The sequence below is a fragment of the Streptomyces ficellus genome (genome assembly GCF_009739905.1).
Classification (GTDB): domain Bacteria; phylum Actinomycetota; class Actinomycetes; order Streptomycetales; family Streptomycetaceae; genus Streptomyces; species Streptomyces ficellus_A.
Map to the genome: position 1 here is coordinate 5,510,728 of NZ_CP034279.1, position 13,372 is coordinate 5,524,099.

Consider the following 13,372-nt stretch of genomic DNA (forward strand, 5'->3'; position numbering starts at 1 on the left):
CGGCGACGCCGGGCCTCAGCCGCGTCCGATCGGTGCCAGCACCGCGTCCGTGAGGGCCGCCAGGTCCGCCGGAGCCAGCTCGACCTCCAGCCCCCGGCGCCCCGCCGAGACGCAGATCGTGCCGTGCTCCGCCGCCGACGCGTCCAGTACCGTACGCAGCCGCTTGCGCTGGCCCAGCGGGGAGATGCCGCCCCGGACGTACCCCGTGGTGCGCTCGGCCGCGGCCGGGTCGGCCATCGTCGCGCGCTTGCCGCCCACCGCCGTCGCCAGGGCCTTCAGGTCCAGCTGGCCGGCGACCGGCACGACGGCGACGGTCAGGGCGCCGTCCACGTCCGCGACCAGGGTCTTGAACACCCGGTCGGGGGAGACCCCGAGGGCCTCCGCCGCTTCCTCGCCGTACGAGGGCGAGGCGGGGTCGTGGTCGTACGCGTGCAGCGTGTAGGGCGTGCCCGCGGCGGTGAGGGCCACCGTCGCGGGGGTGCCGCCCGTCTGCTTCTTCGGCTTCTTCGCCACCTGTCGTGTCCTCGGGTCAGTTGGGGCTCGTCGGCGCCCGGGTCAGCTCCACCGCCGGCAGCGACGGCAGGTGCCGCAGCACGGCCGTCTCCGCCCGCAGCAGGTGCAGTTCCTCCCGCAGCCGCGTGGCGGTGTCCGGCGCCTGGAGGAGCCGCTGCTTGGCGGGCGTGTCCAGCACCGCCGCCGCGGCCACCAGGTACGAGACGACGGACGGCTCGTCGGGCAGTTCCTGACTCGCCGCCATGGACCGCTCCCGCGCCCCGGCCAGCCGCTTCTGGTAGGAGCGGAAGGCCCGCAGCACTCCCTCGGCGAGCGCCCCGGCTCCGTCGCCCTGCTCCTCCTCCAGCTCCTCCAGCTCCGCCGTGAGGAACGGCCCGCTCGCGTCGACCGACAGCAGTTTCACCCGGGTCGTGCCGGTCGCGAGGACCTCGAAGCTGCCGTCCTCCCGCTCCCGGACGGTCGCCGCGTCGGCGATGCAGCCGACGCGGTGGAACGCCTGGATGGGGTCGGGTCCGAAGCCCGCGGCCGGCCCCTTCTCCGGCAGCGCCGTCTGGTCGGGCAGCCCGGGCGCCGTGGGCGCGACTTCACGCCCGTCGCGGATCGCCACGACGGCGAAGCGGCGCGGCTCCGACTCGTCGGTCTTGAGCAGCTCGCGCATCATGGCGCGATAGCGCTCCTCGAAGACGTTCAGGGGCAGCACGAGGCCCGGGAACAGCACCGCGTTCAGCGGGAAGAGTGGCAGGCGAGCGGTGGTCACAGCGGTCAAGCGTAATGGCCGCCGAAGCGGCCGCGTCCGGCCCGTCCCCGGGACGGGACGGCCGAGGCCACTTCGAGGCGCACTCCGTCGCGTGCGTCGAGGAACCGGCCCAGGGGATCGTCGCTCACCGACGACCACGGGAACGACGTCGCGTACGGGCCGATCAGCCGGAACTGGTCCAGCGCCGCCGCCCACCGCGACCGCCCGGTCAGCACGTACGCCAGCACGTTGCGCATCTCGGCCGGCCACGGGTCGGCCACCGCGTACCGCCCGGACAGCTCGATCGCCTGGTCCGCCGCCGCGTCGATCCGGTCCTCCCGTACGGACCCGGTGTCGCCCGCGCGCAGCTGCGCGTACGCCGCCCGCACCGGCAGGGCCCTGATCAGCGAACCCGGCCGGGCGTCGTCGGCGGCCTGCTCGGCGAAGTCGAAGCACTCCCGGTACGAGCCGTGGGCGCCACGCCGCTGGGCCGACAGGTACTTCAGCGCGGCCACGTGGCACCCGTGGTGGTGCGCGGCGCGGCGCACGGCCTGCTCCCAGAGCGCCTCGAACGCGGGGTGCCCGGCGCCCGTGCCGCGCGCGTGGTCCAGGGCCAGGCGCCAGGGCACCGGGTCGCGGGGCGAGGCGTCGGCGGCCGCGTCGATCAGTGGTCCGACGTCGCGCAGCCGCTCCGCCCGCGCCGGGGACTCCCAGGCCCTGCGGACCGCGACCTCGGCCTTGACCAGCAGGGCGTCCGGGTCGTGCGGCGTCTCCTCGAGCCAGCCCGCGAGCCACTCCTCCCGGCCCTGTGCGAAGGCGGCCAGCCGGGTGACGTACCGGTCGCGGCTCTCCCACTCGGCGGCCCCGCGGGTGGTCGCGAGCAGCTTGGCGGCCGGCTCGTGGTCCCCCAGCGCGGCGGCGACCAGCGCCGGGGCGAGCCGGTCGTCCGGCGCGTCGAGCAGCACCGCGTGGTCCGGCGGCAGCTCGTCGGCGAGCTGCGGCGCGTGCCGGACCCCGCGCGCGGTGCTGATCAGGACCTGGAGCAATGACATGGTGCGGACCATTGAAAACCGCAGGTGGGAGCCGCGCCAGGGGTGCTGCTGTGAAGCTTTGGTGGCGGCGGAATGGTTGCACGGCCGAATGCCAAGAGAACGTAAAGAAAGCGATGTGCGGGTGGTGCGAGTGTGTCAACTGCGCCTGAGGAGACGCGAAGCGCCCGCCGCGACGGTGGTCGCGAGGATCCAGCCCAGCAGGATCAGCACCGTCGACGCCCACTGCCAGACGCCTTCCACCCGCCAGTACCCGTCCTGGTTGAGGTTGATCACCGGCAGGAGGAGGTCCAGCGCGTACAGCGCCGCGTTCCAGTTCGGGTGCTCACCCGGCTTGATCGCCGGCGGGTCGCACCGCGAGAAGGCGAGCGCCCCGGCGGCCCACAGCACCGCCATCCACAGCGCCGCCCGCCCGGGCCGGTACCCGTAGGCCACCGTCCAGTCCTGGAGGTAGCCCCACATCTTCGCGGCCAGCGGCAGCGTCTCGCGCCGCCGCCGCTGCTTGGCCAGCAGCACCTCGCGCGCGTCGGCGTCCTCGCCGCAGTTGCGCAGCACCGTCGCCAGCCGCTCGTACGGCTCCGGGGCGAACTCGGGGGTCGCCGCCGCCACCCACTCCAGGCGGCGGGTGAGCGGGAAGTGCCCGTACGGCACGAGGTTCTCGTACACGAACCCGCCCATGGCGAGGCCGCCCGGGCCGGGCCAGCTGGTCGACAGGTCGATCAGCGTCACCACCTTCGCGCCGTTCAGCACCACCCGCCCCTCCTCCGGGCGCTCGCCGTTGAACCGCAGCTCGGGCGTGACGATCCGGCGCAGCGACAGCTCCTCGCGGCGCTCCGACGACAGCAGGAACCGCGCGTGGTGGAAGTCCACCGCGTCCCCGAACCGGCCGTCGTCCAGCCGTACCCCGCCCCGGCACTCGAACGGCTGCACGCGCGTGCCGCGCATGGGCGTGTTGAAGTTGGCCAGCCCGCCGGGCGGCGTCGCGCCCGCCGCGTTCCCCGTCCGGTCGCTGACCCACGCGTACGTCATGTACAGCGTCCGCTCCACGGTCAGCTGCGGCGCGTTCAGCGCCCGCCGGCCCTCCGCGCCGCGCAGCCGGCTGCCGCGCAGGCTCAGCGAGACGCCGACCTTCGCCCCCCGCAGCGAGAACTCGCCGTGCGTCTCGATCAGCTCCGCCTGGAGGTCCTGCGCCACCGACATCCCGTCCGCGACGATCGCCCGGCCGCGCCGGTCGGGGCCCACGTGGATCTGGCTGATCAGCAGATCGGTGCCGATCTGCGCGTCGGTGAGCCGCACCCCGCGGTCCACCCGGCAGCGCGGCAGGTGCAGGTCGCCCTCGGTGTGCAGCCGCGCCGCCTCCAGCCGGGGTATCGCGCACTTGACCATGCGCAGCGTCGTGAACCGCGACTCCGGCAGCACCACCTCGTTCTCGAACCGGCAGCCGTGCAGCTCCACGTACGGCCCGACCGTGCCACCGGCCAGGTCGAGCGTCCCCGTGACGTGCACCCCGCGCAGCTTCAGCGCCGAGACCCGGCCGGCCAGCGCGGGCGGCCCGTCCAGCAGCAGCAGCGCCACCTTGTCGGCCCGCACGCTCCGCTCGGGGGGCCACACGCGCGGCGAGAACGGGTCGTCCAGCATCGCGTTCCCGGTGCTCAGGTCATAGGTCGCACCGATCCGGAACGCCTGCCACATCCCCACCTCGGACGGGGTCAGATCGTCCGGCACATCGTCGTCGTGCGGCTCGGTCACTGCCGCCCCCTCCGTTTCCCCTGATTCGTACGACTGTTCTTCCCGCTGTGTGACGGACCGAACGCTAACGGTCAGGTGTGACAACAAGACGCCACTGCGGCGTGTATCAGCCAGTGATACGGGCGCTCGGCAGCGCGACGCCGTCTGCGAGAATTGACCTGTGATCTCTCGAATCGATCTGCGCGGCGACGCCCTCCCGAAGGGCGGCGCGCTGCGCGACCTGCTGCCCCGTGCCGAGTTCGACGTGGAAGCCGCCCTGGAGAAGGTGCGGCCGATCTGCGAGGCCGTGCACCATCGGGGCGACGCGGCGCTGATCGACTACGCGGAGAAGTTCGACGGTGTGGTCCTCGACCGGGTGCGCGTTCCGGCCGCCGCGCTCACGCGCGCGCTGGAGGAGCTCGACCCGGCCGTCCGCGCCGCCCTGGAGGAGTCGATCCGGCGCGCCCGGATCGTCCACCGGGAGCAGCGCCGGCAGCAGCACACCACCCAGGTCGTCCCCGGCGGCACGGTCACCGAGAAGTGGGTCCCGGTCCAGCGCGTCGGCCTGTACGCGCCCGGCGGGCGCTCGGTCTACCCCTCGTCCGTGATCATGAACGCCGTCCCGGCCCAGGAGGCGGGCGTCGAGTCGATCGCGCTCGCGTCCCCGCCGCAGAAGGAGCACGGCGGCCTCCCGCACCCCACCATCCTCGCCGCCTGCGCCCTCCTCGGCGTCGACGAGGTGTACGCGGCCGGAGGCGCCCAGGCGGTCGCCATGTTCGCGTACGGCACCGAGTCCTGCGCCCCCGCCAACATGGTCACCGGCCCCGGCAACATCTGGGTCGCCGCCGCCAAGCGGTACTTCACCGGCCGGATCGGCATCGACACCGAGGCCGGCCCGACCGAGATCGCCGTCCTCGCCGACGACACCGCCGACCCGGCGCACATCGCCGCCGACCTGATCAGCCAGGCCGAGCACGACCCGCTCGCCGCCGCCGTCCTGGTCACCGACTCGCCCGACCTCGCCGAGGCCGTCGAGAAGGAGCTGGAGCCCCAGGTCGCCGCCACCAAGCACGTCGAGGACCGGATCCTGCCCGCCCTGCGCGGCAAGCAGTCCGCGATCGTGCTGGTCGACGGCCTGGACGAGGGCCTGCGGGTCGTCGACGCGTACGGCGCCGAGCACCTGGAGATCCAGACCGCCGACGCGACCGCCGTCGCCCAGCGCGTCCGCAACGCCGGCGCGATCTTCGTCGGCCCCTGGGCGCCGGTCTCCCTCGGCGACTACTGCGCCGGCTCCAACCACGTCCTGCCCACCGGCGGCTGCGCCTGCCACTCCTCGGGCCTGTCCGTGCAGTCCTTCCTGCGCGGCATCCACATCGTCGACTACACGCGCGACGCGCTGGCCGAGGTCGCCCACCACGTGGTGACCCTCGCCGAGGCCGAGGACCTCCCGGCGCACGGCGCCGCGATCAAGGCCAGGTTCGAGTGGAAGGTGCCGCCCCGGTGACCATCGGCATCGACGACCTGCCCATCCGCGACGAGCTGCGCGGCAAGTCCCCCTACGGCGCGCCGCAGCTCGACGTGCCCGTACGCCTCAACACCAACGAGAACCCGTACCCGCTGCCCGAGCCGCTCGTCGAGCGGATCGCCGAGCGTGTCCGGGAGGCCGCCCGCGGCCTCAACCGCTACCCCGACCGGGACGCCGTCGAACTCCGCACGGAACTGGCCGCCTACCTCACCCGCACCACCGGGTACGAGGTCGGCGCCGCCAACGTCTGGGCGGCCAACGGCTCCAACGAGGTCCTCCAGCAGCTGCTCCAGACCTTCGCCGGACCGGGCCGCCTCGCGATCGGCTTCGAGCCCTCGTACTCGATGCACGGCCTGATCTCGCGCGGCACCGGCACCGGCTGGATCTCCGGGCCGCGCCACGAGGACTTCACCATCGACGTCGCCGCCGCCGCGGCCGCCATCGCCGAGCACCGCCCCGACGTCGTCTTCATCACCTCGCCCAACAACCCCACCGGCACCGCCGTCGACGCCGAGACCGTGCTCGCCCTGTACGAGGCGGCCCAGGCGGCCAAGCCGTCCCTGGTCGTGGTCGACGAGGCGTACGTGGAATTCAGCCACCGCCCGTCGCTGTTGCCCCTCATCGAGGGCCGCCCCCACCTGGTGGTCTCCCGGACCATGTCCAAGGCGTTCGGTGCCGCGGGCCTGCGCCTGGGATACCTGGCGGCGCACCCGGCCGTGGTCGACGCCGTCCAGCTGGTCCGCCTGCCGTACCACCTGTCGGCCGTCACCCAGGCCACCGCGCTCGCGGCCCTGGAGCACACCGATACGCTGCTGGGGTACGTGGAGCAGCTGAAGACCGAGCGGGACCGGCTGGTCACCGAGCTGCGCGCCCTCGGTTACGAGGTGACCGACTCCGACGCCAACTTCGTACAATTCGGACGGTTCGACGGTGAGGGCGGTGCCCACGCGGTGTGGCGCGAGATCCTCGACCGGGGCGTACTCGTCCGTGACAACGGCGTACCGGGCCGGCTGCGGGTCACCGCGGGGACACCCGAAGAGAACGACGCGTTCCTGGATGCGGTTCGCGCACTGAAGAAGGAGCAGAGCTCATGAGCCGCGTAGGACGGGTCGAGCGCACCACCAAGGAGACGTCCGTCGTCGTCGAGATAGACCTCGACGGCACCGGAAAGGTCGACGTGTCGACCGGCGTCGGCTTCTACGACCACATGCTCGACCAGCTCGGCCGCCACGGGCTGTTCGACCTCACGGTCAAGACCGACGGCGACCTGCACATCGACTCGCACCACACCATCGAGGACACCGCCCTCGCGCTCGGCGCCGCCTTCAAGCAGGCCCTCGGCGACAAGGTGGGCATCTACCGGTTCGGCAACTGCACCGTGCCGCTGGACGAGTCCCTCGCCCAGGTCACCGTCGACCTCTCCGGCCGCCCCTACCTGGTGCACACCGAGCCCGAGAACATGGCACCCATGATCGGCGCCTACGACACGACGATGACCCGGCACATCCTGGAGTCCTTCGTCGCCCAGGCCCAGATCGCGCTGCACGTCCACGTCCCGTACGGGCGCAACGCGCACCACATCGTGGAGTGCCAGTTCAAGGCCCTCGCCCGCGCCCTGCGGTACGCCTCCGAGCGCGACCCGCGCGCCGCCGGGATCCTGCCCTCCACGAAGGGCGCGCTGTGAGCGAGCCGGCCTCGGGGCAGAACGGACAAGCACTGTGACCGGTCTTTCGACCATCCTGATCGTCGTCGGCCTCTTCCTGGCGGGAGGCGTGTACTCCTTCAGCAAGCAGGGGATGCCCAAGGGCGTCATCGTCCTGCTGACCATCGCCTCGGTGATGTGCCTGCTGGCCGGCGTCCTGCGGCTCCAGGGAATCTGGGAGTGAGCGGCATGAGCACTGCGAAGCGCAAGGTCGTGGTCCTCGACTACGGGTTCGGCAACGTCCGCTCCGCCGAGCGGGCCCTCGCCCACGTCGGCGCCGACGTCGAGATCACCCGCGACTACGACAGGGCGATGAACGCCGACGGCCTCCTCGTCCCCGGCGTCGGCGCCTTCTCCGCCTGCATGGCCGGCCTCAAGGAGGCCCGCGGCGACTGGATCGTGGAGCGCAGGCTCGCCGGGGGCCGCCCCGTCATGGGCATCTGCGTCGGCATGCAGATCCTCTTCGAGCGCGGCGTCGAGCACGGGGTGGAGACCGAGGGCCTGGACGAGTGGCCCGGCACCGTCGGCCCCCTCAAGGCGCCGGTCGTCCCCCACATGGGCTGGAACACCGTCGAGGCCCCCGAGGACAGCGAACTGTTCGCCGGACTCGACGCCGACGCCCGGTTCTACTTCGTGCACTCCTACGCCGTGCACGACTGGAGCCTGGAGATCACCAACCCCGCCATGCGGGCGCCCAGGGTCACCCATGCCACCCACGGCGAGCGGTTCGTGGCGGCCGTGGAGAACGGCGCCCTGTGGGCGACCCAGTTCCACCCCGAGAAGTCCGGCGACGCCGGCGCCCAGCTGCTGACCAACTGGCTCCACACCTTCTGACCGACCTTCCCTCTCGAGAAATCCGGGACCCGCTGAGATGAGCACGCTCGAACTCCTCCCCGCCGTCGACGTCCGGGACGGCCAGGCCGTCCGGCTCGTCCACGGCGAGTCCGGCACGGAGACCTCCTACGGCTCCCCGCTGGAGGCGGCCCTCGCCTGGCAGCGCGCGGGCGCCGAGTGGCTCCATCTCGTCGACCTCGACGCCGCGTTCGGCACCGGTGACAACCGGGAGCTGATCGCCGAGGTCGCGAAGGCCATGGACATCAAGGTGGAACTGTCCGGCGGCATCCGCGACGACGCCTCGCTCGCCGCCGCGCTCGCCACCGGCTGCACCCGCGTCAACCTGGGCACGGCCGCCCTGGAGACCCCCGAGTGGGTCGCCAAGGTCATCGCCGAGCACGGCGACCAGATCGCGGTCGGCCTCGACGTACGCGGCACGACGCTGCGCGGCCGGGGCTGGACCCGCGACGGCGGCGACCTCTACGAGACGCTGGCCCGCCTCGACTCCGAGGGCTGCGCCCGCTACGTCGTCACCGACATCGCCAAGGACGGCACCCTCCAGGGCCCCAACCTGGAGCTGCTGCGGAACGTCTGCGCGGCCACCGACAAGCCGGTCGTCGCCTCCGGCGGCGTCTCCTCGCTGGACGACCTGCGCGCCCTGTCGGAGCTCGTCCCGCTCGGCGTCGAGGGCGCGATCGTCGGCAAGGCGCTGTACGCCAAGGCGTTCACCCTGGAGGAAGCGCTCGCGGCGGTGGCCGGATGACCGGCTCCGTACGCCGTGTGGTGACCGGCGCGCCGTGGGAGGAGCAGTTCGGCTACTCCCGGGCCGTCGAACTGCCGAACGGCCTGGTCCTGGTCTCCGGCTGCACCTCCATCGTCGACGGCCAGATCGCCGGCGGCGGCCCCTACGAGCAGGCCGTCAACGCCTTCAACGTGGCCATCGGCGCGCTCGGGCAGCTCGGGCTCGGCACGGGCGACGTGGTCCGCACACGCATGTACCTCACCCACGCCCGGGACGTCGAGGAGGTCGGCCGCGCCCACAAGGAGCTGTTCGACGCCGTCCGCCCCGCCGCGTCGATGATCATCGTCCAGGGCTTCGTCGACCCGAGCCTGGTCGTCGAGGTCGAGGTCGAGGCGTACCGAGCACCGGCTGAGCGAGGAGCGCAGCAGTCATGACCCTCGCGGTCCGAGTCATCCCCTGCCTGGACGTGGACAACGGCCGGGTCGTCAAGGGCGTCAACTTCCAGAACCTGCGGGACGCGGGCGACCCCGTCGAGATGGCCAAGCTGTACGACGCCGAGGGCGCCGACGAGCTGACCTTCCTCGACATCACCGCGTCGTCCGGCAACCGGGAGACCACCTACGACGTGGTGCGCCGCACCGCAGAGCAGGTCTTCATCCCGCTCACCGTCGGCGGCGGTGTGCGCAGCGCCGACGACGTCGACAAGCTGCTGCGGGCCGGCGCGGACAAGGTCGGCGTCAACACCGCGGCCATCGCCCGGCCCGAGCTGATCCAGGAGATCGCCGAGCGCTTCGGCCGCCAGGTGCTGGTGCTGTCCGTCGACGCCCGCCGCACCGACGCCGGTACGCCCTCGGGCTACGAGGTCACCACCCACGGCGGCCGCCGCGGCACCGGCATCGACGCCGTCGAATGGGCCCACCGGGCCGCCGAGCTGGGCGCCGGCGAGATCCTGCTCAACTCGATGGACGCCGACGGCACCAAGGACGGCTACGACACCACGATGATCGCCGCCGTGCGCGAGCACGTCACGGTGCCGGTGATCGCCTCCGGCGGCGCGGGTGCGCTCGCCCACTTCCCGCCCGCGATCGACGCGGGCGCGGACGCGGTGCTGGCCGCGTCGGTCTTCCACTTCGGCGACCTGCGGATCGCCGAGGTCAAGTCCACCCTGCGCGAGGCGGGCCACCCGGTGCGCTAGCGAACGCGGAGCGTCACCGCCCCGGGCGGTGACGCTCCCCTCGCAACGCGCCCTAGATGCCCAGCTGCTTCGTCCCGTGCAGGCGCTCGACAGCGTCCTTGTCGCCCTCCACCTCGACGTCGGCCGCGTCCTGGCGGCCGAAGGCGAACATCGTCAGCTCGCCCGGCTCACCGGTGACCGTCACCACCGGGGTGCCCCGGTGACCGACCGCGGTCTGGCCGTTCGGGCGGCGCAGCACCAACCCCACGGGAACCTTGCGGCACAGCATGCGCGCCGCCTTCTCCAGGCGCACCCACAGGGCCTCCGCGAACACCGGGTCCAGCTCGCGCGCCGTCCAGCCCTGCTGCGCCCGGCGGACGTCCTCGGCGTGCACGTAGAACTCGACCGTGTTCGCGCCCTCGTCCACCTGCTTGATCGCGTACGGGGACATCCGGGGCGGGCCCGTACGGATCAGCTGGATCAGCTCCTCGTACGGCTTGGAGGCGAACTCCGCCTGCACCTGCTCCAGGCGCCCGCGCAGGGGGCTCAGCAGTATCCCCGCGGCCGCGTCCGGGCGGCGCTCGCGCACCACCACGTGAGCCGCCAGATCGCGGGTCTTCCACCCCTCGCACAGGGTCAGCGCATCGGGGCCCGCGGCCTCCAAGAGGTCGGCGAGCAGGAGTCGTTCACGCTTGGCATGGGTCGACATGGGGGCCAGGGTACGGCCGGACGGTCCGGTCCGCCCAGTGGACGCCACCCCGGCGAGCCCCCGCCGTCACGGCACAATGGCCACATGACCAGCAACCTTGACCCGGCCATCGCCGCCCGTCTCAAGCGCAGCCCCGACGGGCTGGTCCCGGCCATCGCCCAGCAGTACGACACCGGCGAGGTGCTCATGCTGGGCTGGATGGACGACGAGGCCCTGCACCGCACCCTCACCACCGGCCGCTGCACCTACTGGTCCCGCAGCCGCCAGGAGTACTGGGTCAAGGGCGACACCTCCGGGCACGTCCAGCACGTCAAGTCCGTCGCCCTCGACTGCGACGCCGACACCGTCCTGGTCAAGGTCGACCAGGTGGGAGCCGCCTGCCACACCGGCGCCCGCACCTGCTTCGACGCCGACGTCCTCCCCCTCGGAAAGTAGGGTCTGGCGCCATGGACCTCGAGACCTTCCGCAAGCTGGCGGCCGACCGCCGCGTCATCCCCGTCAGCCGGCGCCTCCTCGCGGACGGCGACACCCCGGTCGGGCTCTACCGCAAGCTCGCCGCCGAACGCCCCGGCACCTTCCTCCTGGAGTCCGCCGAGAACGGCCGCTCCTGGTCCCGGTACTCGTTCATCGGCGTACGCAGCGCCGCCACGCTCACCGCCCGGGACGGTCAGGCCCACTGGCTCGGCACCCCGCCCGTCGGCGTCCCCGTGGACGGCGACCCCCTGAAGGCGCTGCGCGCCACCGTGGAGGCCCTGCACACCCCGCGGGACCTCGGCCGCACCCTCGACGGCGGCCTGCCGCCCTTCACCGGCGGCATGGTCGGCTATCTCGGGTACGACATCGTCCGCCGCCTGGAGCGCATCGGCGACCACGGCCGGGACGACCTCCACCTGCCCGAGCTGACCATGCTGCTCACCTCGGACCTCGCCGTGCTGGACCACTGGGACGGCACGGTCCTGCTCATCGCCAACGCCATCAACCACAACGACCTCGACACGGGCGTCGACGAGGCGTACGCGGACGCCATGGCCCGCCTCGACGCCATGGCGGCCGACCTCGCCCAGCCGGTCCGCACCGAACCCGTCGCCCTCCCGCCCTCCGAGCTGCCGCCGTACACCGCCCTGTGGGGCGGCGAGGCCTACCAGGAGGCCGTCGAGGACATCAAGGAGCGCATCCGGGCCGGGGAGGCCTTCCAGGTGGTGCCCTCGCAGCGCTTCGAGGCCCCCTGCACGGCGAGCGCCCTGGACGTCTACCGGGTCCTGCGGGCCACCAACCCGTCCCCGTACATGTACCTCTTCCGCTTCGACGGCTTCGACGTCGTCGGCTCCAGCCCCGAGGCGCTGGTCAAGGTCGAGGACGGGCACGCCATGGTCCACCCGATCGCCGGCACCCGCCCGCGCGGGGCCACGCCGCAGGAGGACCAGGCCCTCGCCGACGAGCTCATCGCCGACCCCAAGGAGCGCGCCGAGCACCTGATGCTCGTCGACCTCGGCCGCAACGACCTGGGCCGCGTCTGCGAACCCGGCTCCGTGGAGGTCGTCGACTTCATGTCGATCGAGCGGTACTCCCACGTCATGCACATCGTCTCCACCGTCACCGGCCGCGTCGCCGAGGGCCGCACCGCCTTCGACGTCCTCACCGCCTGCTTCCCCGCCGGCACCCTCTCGGGCGCGCCCAAGCCGCGCGCCATGCAGATCATCGACGAGCTGGAGCCCACCAGGCGCGGACTGTACGGCGGCTGCGTCGGTTACCTGGACTTCGCCGGCGACTCGGACACCGCCATCGCCATCCGCACCGCGCTGCTGCGCGACGGCACGGCGTACGTCCAGGCCGGTGCCGGGGTCGTCGCCGACTCCGACCCGGTCGCCGAGGACACCGAGTGCCGCAACAAGGCCGCCGCGGTGCTCCGCGCCGTGCACACCGCCAACCGGATGAACGGCGCATGAGGGCATAAGGGATAGTGGGTCGCGTGACTGCCGCATCCGTACCCCAGCCCCGTGCCACCCGCGCGGAGGAGACGGCGGCCGCCCCGGGCGGTCGCCGCAGCCTCGCCGCCGCCCTGCTCCTGGGCGCCCTGGGCGCGGCCGTCGTCCTGCTCGCCTCGGGCCAGACGTGGGCCGAGGGCACGGTCGCCGTCGGCGGCGGCTCGGTGCCGCTGGACGCCGCGGGCGGTGACGTCACCGGCGTACCCACCGCGCTCGCCATCGTGGGCCTCGCCGCCCTGGTCGCCGTCCTCGCGGTCCGCCGCGCCGGCCGGTTCCTGGTGTCGCTGCTGCTCACCCTGAGCGGGGCGGGCGCGGCCGTCGCCGCGTACCTGGGCGCCTCCGACCGCGCGGCGCTCGACGAGAAGGCCGCCGGGACCACCGGGGACGCCGCGGCCCGCGTCGAGGCCCTCACCCACACGCCCTGGCCCTACGTCACCGCCGCCGGCGCCCTGCTCATCGTCGTCGCCGGGCTGCTCGCCCTGCGGCACGGCCGGACCTGGCCCGCGATGTCCGGGCGGTACGAGCGCGACGGCGGCCCCCGCGCGCCCAGGACCACCCGCCCGGCGGGCGCCGCCGGCCCCGACCGGCCCGAGGACCTCTGGAAGGCGCTGGACCGCGGCGAGGACCCCACGCACGACGCCTGACGCGGGGCGTGCGCCGGGTGACCCCCGGATC

The 13,372-nt window shown here is 73.2% G+C and carries 16 protein-coding genes; 11 read left to right on the forward strand and 5 right to left on the reverse strand.

The window, feature by feature from the left end; all coding sequences use genetic code 11:
* Positions 1 to 15: 15 nt before the first annotated feature.
* The 4 genes from ybaK to EIZ62_RS24645 all read right to left on the reverse strand — a co-directional run bounded on the left by ybaK (position 16) and on the right by EIZ62_RS24645 (position 4,047).
* Positions 16 to 513: a Cys-tRNA(Pro) deacylase gene (ybaK, locus tag EIZ62_RS24630; RefSeq protein WP_156694866.1), complete on the reverse strand. Its 498-nt coding sequence runs from the start codon at positions 511 to 513 to the stop codon at positions 16 to 18.
* A 16-nt stretch (positions 514 to 529) separates the two neighbouring features.
* Positions 530 to 1,270 (reverse strand): LON peptidase substrate-binding domain-containing protein, encoded by a 741-nt coding sequence (locus EIZ62_RS24635; RefSeq protein WP_156694867.1) that lies wholly within the window; start codon positions 1,268 to 1,270, stop codon positions 530 to 532.
* 5 nt (positions 1,271 to 1,275) lie between these two features.
* A complete protein-coding gene (locus EIZ62_RS24640; protein ID WP_156694868.1) occupies positions 1,276 to 2,313 on the reverse strand; it encodes a hypothetical protein in 1,038 nt (345 codons plus the stop codon).
* A 123-nt stretch (positions 2,314 to 2,436) separates the two neighbouring features.
* Positions 2,437 to 4,047 (reverse strand): oxidoreductase, encoded by a 1,611-nt coding sequence (locus EIZ62_RS24645; protein WP_156694869.1) that lies wholly within the window; start codon positions 4,045 to 4,047, stop codon positions 2,437 to 2,439.
* A gap of 160 nt (positions 4,048 to 4,207) precedes the next feature.
* On the opposite strand from EIZ62_RS24645, the gene hisD reads away from it, so the two are divergent.
* The 8 genes from hisD to hisF are packed head-to-tail and all read left to right on the forward strand — an operon-like array spanning position 4,208 to position 10,024.
* Entirely contained in the window at positions 4,208 to 5,530 is a 1,323-nt protein-coding gene (gene hisD / locus EIZ62_RS24650) for a histidinol dehydrogenase (protein ID WP_156694870.1), read from the forward strand.
* On the forward strand, positions 5,527 to 6,645 hold the full coding sequence (locus EIZ62_RS24655; protein ID WP_156694871.1) for a histidinol-phosphate transaminase: 1,119 nt from the start codon (positions 5,527 to 5,529) through the stop codon (positions 6,643 to 6,645). The genes hisD and EIZ62_RS24655 overlap by 4 nt, the downstream gene beginning before the upstream one ends.
* The gene (gene hisB / locus EIZ62_RS24660; protein WP_023589163.1) at positions 6,642 to 7,235 is read left to right on the forward strand and encodes an imidazoleglycerol-phosphate dehydratase HisB; all 594 of its coding nucleotides are present in this window, start codon (positions 6,642 to 6,644) and stop codon (positions 7,233 to 7,235) included. The genes EIZ62_RS24655 and hisB overlap by 4 nt, the downstream gene beginning before the upstream one ends.
* 34 nt (positions 7,236 to 7,269) lie before the next feature.
* A complete protein-coding gene (locus EIZ62_RS32035; RefSeq protein WP_167536425.1) occupies positions 7,270 to 7,437 on the forward strand; it encodes a hypothetical protein in 168 nt (55 codons plus the stop codon).
* A gap of 5 nt (positions 7,438 to 7,442) precedes the next feature.
* The gene (gene hisH / locus EIZ62_RS24665) at positions 7,443 to 8,087 is read left to right on the forward strand and encodes an imidazole glycerol phosphate synthase subunit HisH (protein WP_156694872.1); all 645 of its coding nucleotides are present in this window, start codon (positions 7,443 to 7,445) and stop codon (positions 8,085 to 8,087) included.
* Between the two features lie 37 nt (positions 8,088 to 8,124).
* Positions 8,125 to 8,850, forward strand: a complete 726-nt coding sequence (priA, locus tag EIZ62_RS24670; RefSeq protein WP_156694873.1) for a bifunctional 1-(5-phosphoribosyl)-5-((5-phosphoribosylamino)methylideneamino)imidazole-4-carboxamide isomerase/phosphoribosylanthranilate isomerase PriA — start codon at positions 8,125 to 8,127, stop codon at positions 8,848 to 8,850.
* Positions 8,847 to 9,263, forward strand: a complete 417-nt coding sequence (locus EIZ62_RS24675) for a RidA family protein (RefSeq protein ID WP_156694874.1) — start codon at positions 8,847 to 8,849, stop codon at positions 9,261 to 9,263. Before priA ends, EIZ62_RS24675 begins: the two co-directional genes overlap by 4 nt.
* Positions 9,260 to 10,024: an imidazole glycerol phosphate synthase subunit HisF gene (gene hisF / locus EIZ62_RS24680; RefSeq protein WP_156694875.1), complete on the forward strand. Its 765-nt coding sequence runs from the start codon at positions 9,260 to 9,262 to the stop codon at positions 10,022 to 10,024. The genes EIZ62_RS24675 and hisF overlap by 4 nt, the downstream gene beginning before the upstream one ends.
* A gap of 52 nt (positions 10,025 to 10,076) precedes the next feature.
* Here hisF and EIZ62_RS24685 read toward each other — a convergent pair whose 3' ends face one another.
* Complete coding sequence (locus EIZ62_RS24685) at positions 10,077 to 10,712, reverse strand: TIGR03085 family metal-binding protein (protein ID WP_156694876.1); 636 nt, start codon at positions 10,710 to 10,712, stop codon at positions 10,077 to 10,079.
* A gap of 84 nt (positions 10,713 to 10,796) precedes the next feature.
* Here EIZ62_RS24685 and hisI point away from each other — a divergent pair, with 84 nt between their 5' ends.
* From hisI to EIZ62_RS24700, 3 genes are read left to right on the forward strand one after another with little or no spacing between them, the layout of a single operon-like run.
* Positions 10,797 to 11,147: a phosphoribosyl-AMP cyclohydrolase gene (gene hisI / locus EIZ62_RS24690; RefSeq protein ID WP_073752349.1), complete on the forward strand. Its 351-nt coding sequence runs from the start codon at positions 10,797 to 10,799 to the stop codon at positions 11,145 to 11,147.
* 11 nt (positions 11,148 to 11,158) lie between these two features.
* Entirely contained in the window at positions 11,159 to 12,658 is a 1,500-nt protein-coding gene (locus EIZ62_RS24695; RefSeq protein ID WP_156694877.1) for an anthranilate synthase component I, read from the forward strand.
* 23 nt (positions 12,659 to 12,681) lie between these two features.
* Positions 12,682 to 13,341, forward strand: coding sequence for a TIGR02234 family membrane protein (locus tag EIZ62_RS24700; RefSeq protein WP_425281845.1), 660 nt, complete (start codon positions 12,682 to 12,684; stop codon positions 13,339 to 13,341).
* Positions 13,342 to 13,372: the final 31 nt, after the last annotated feature.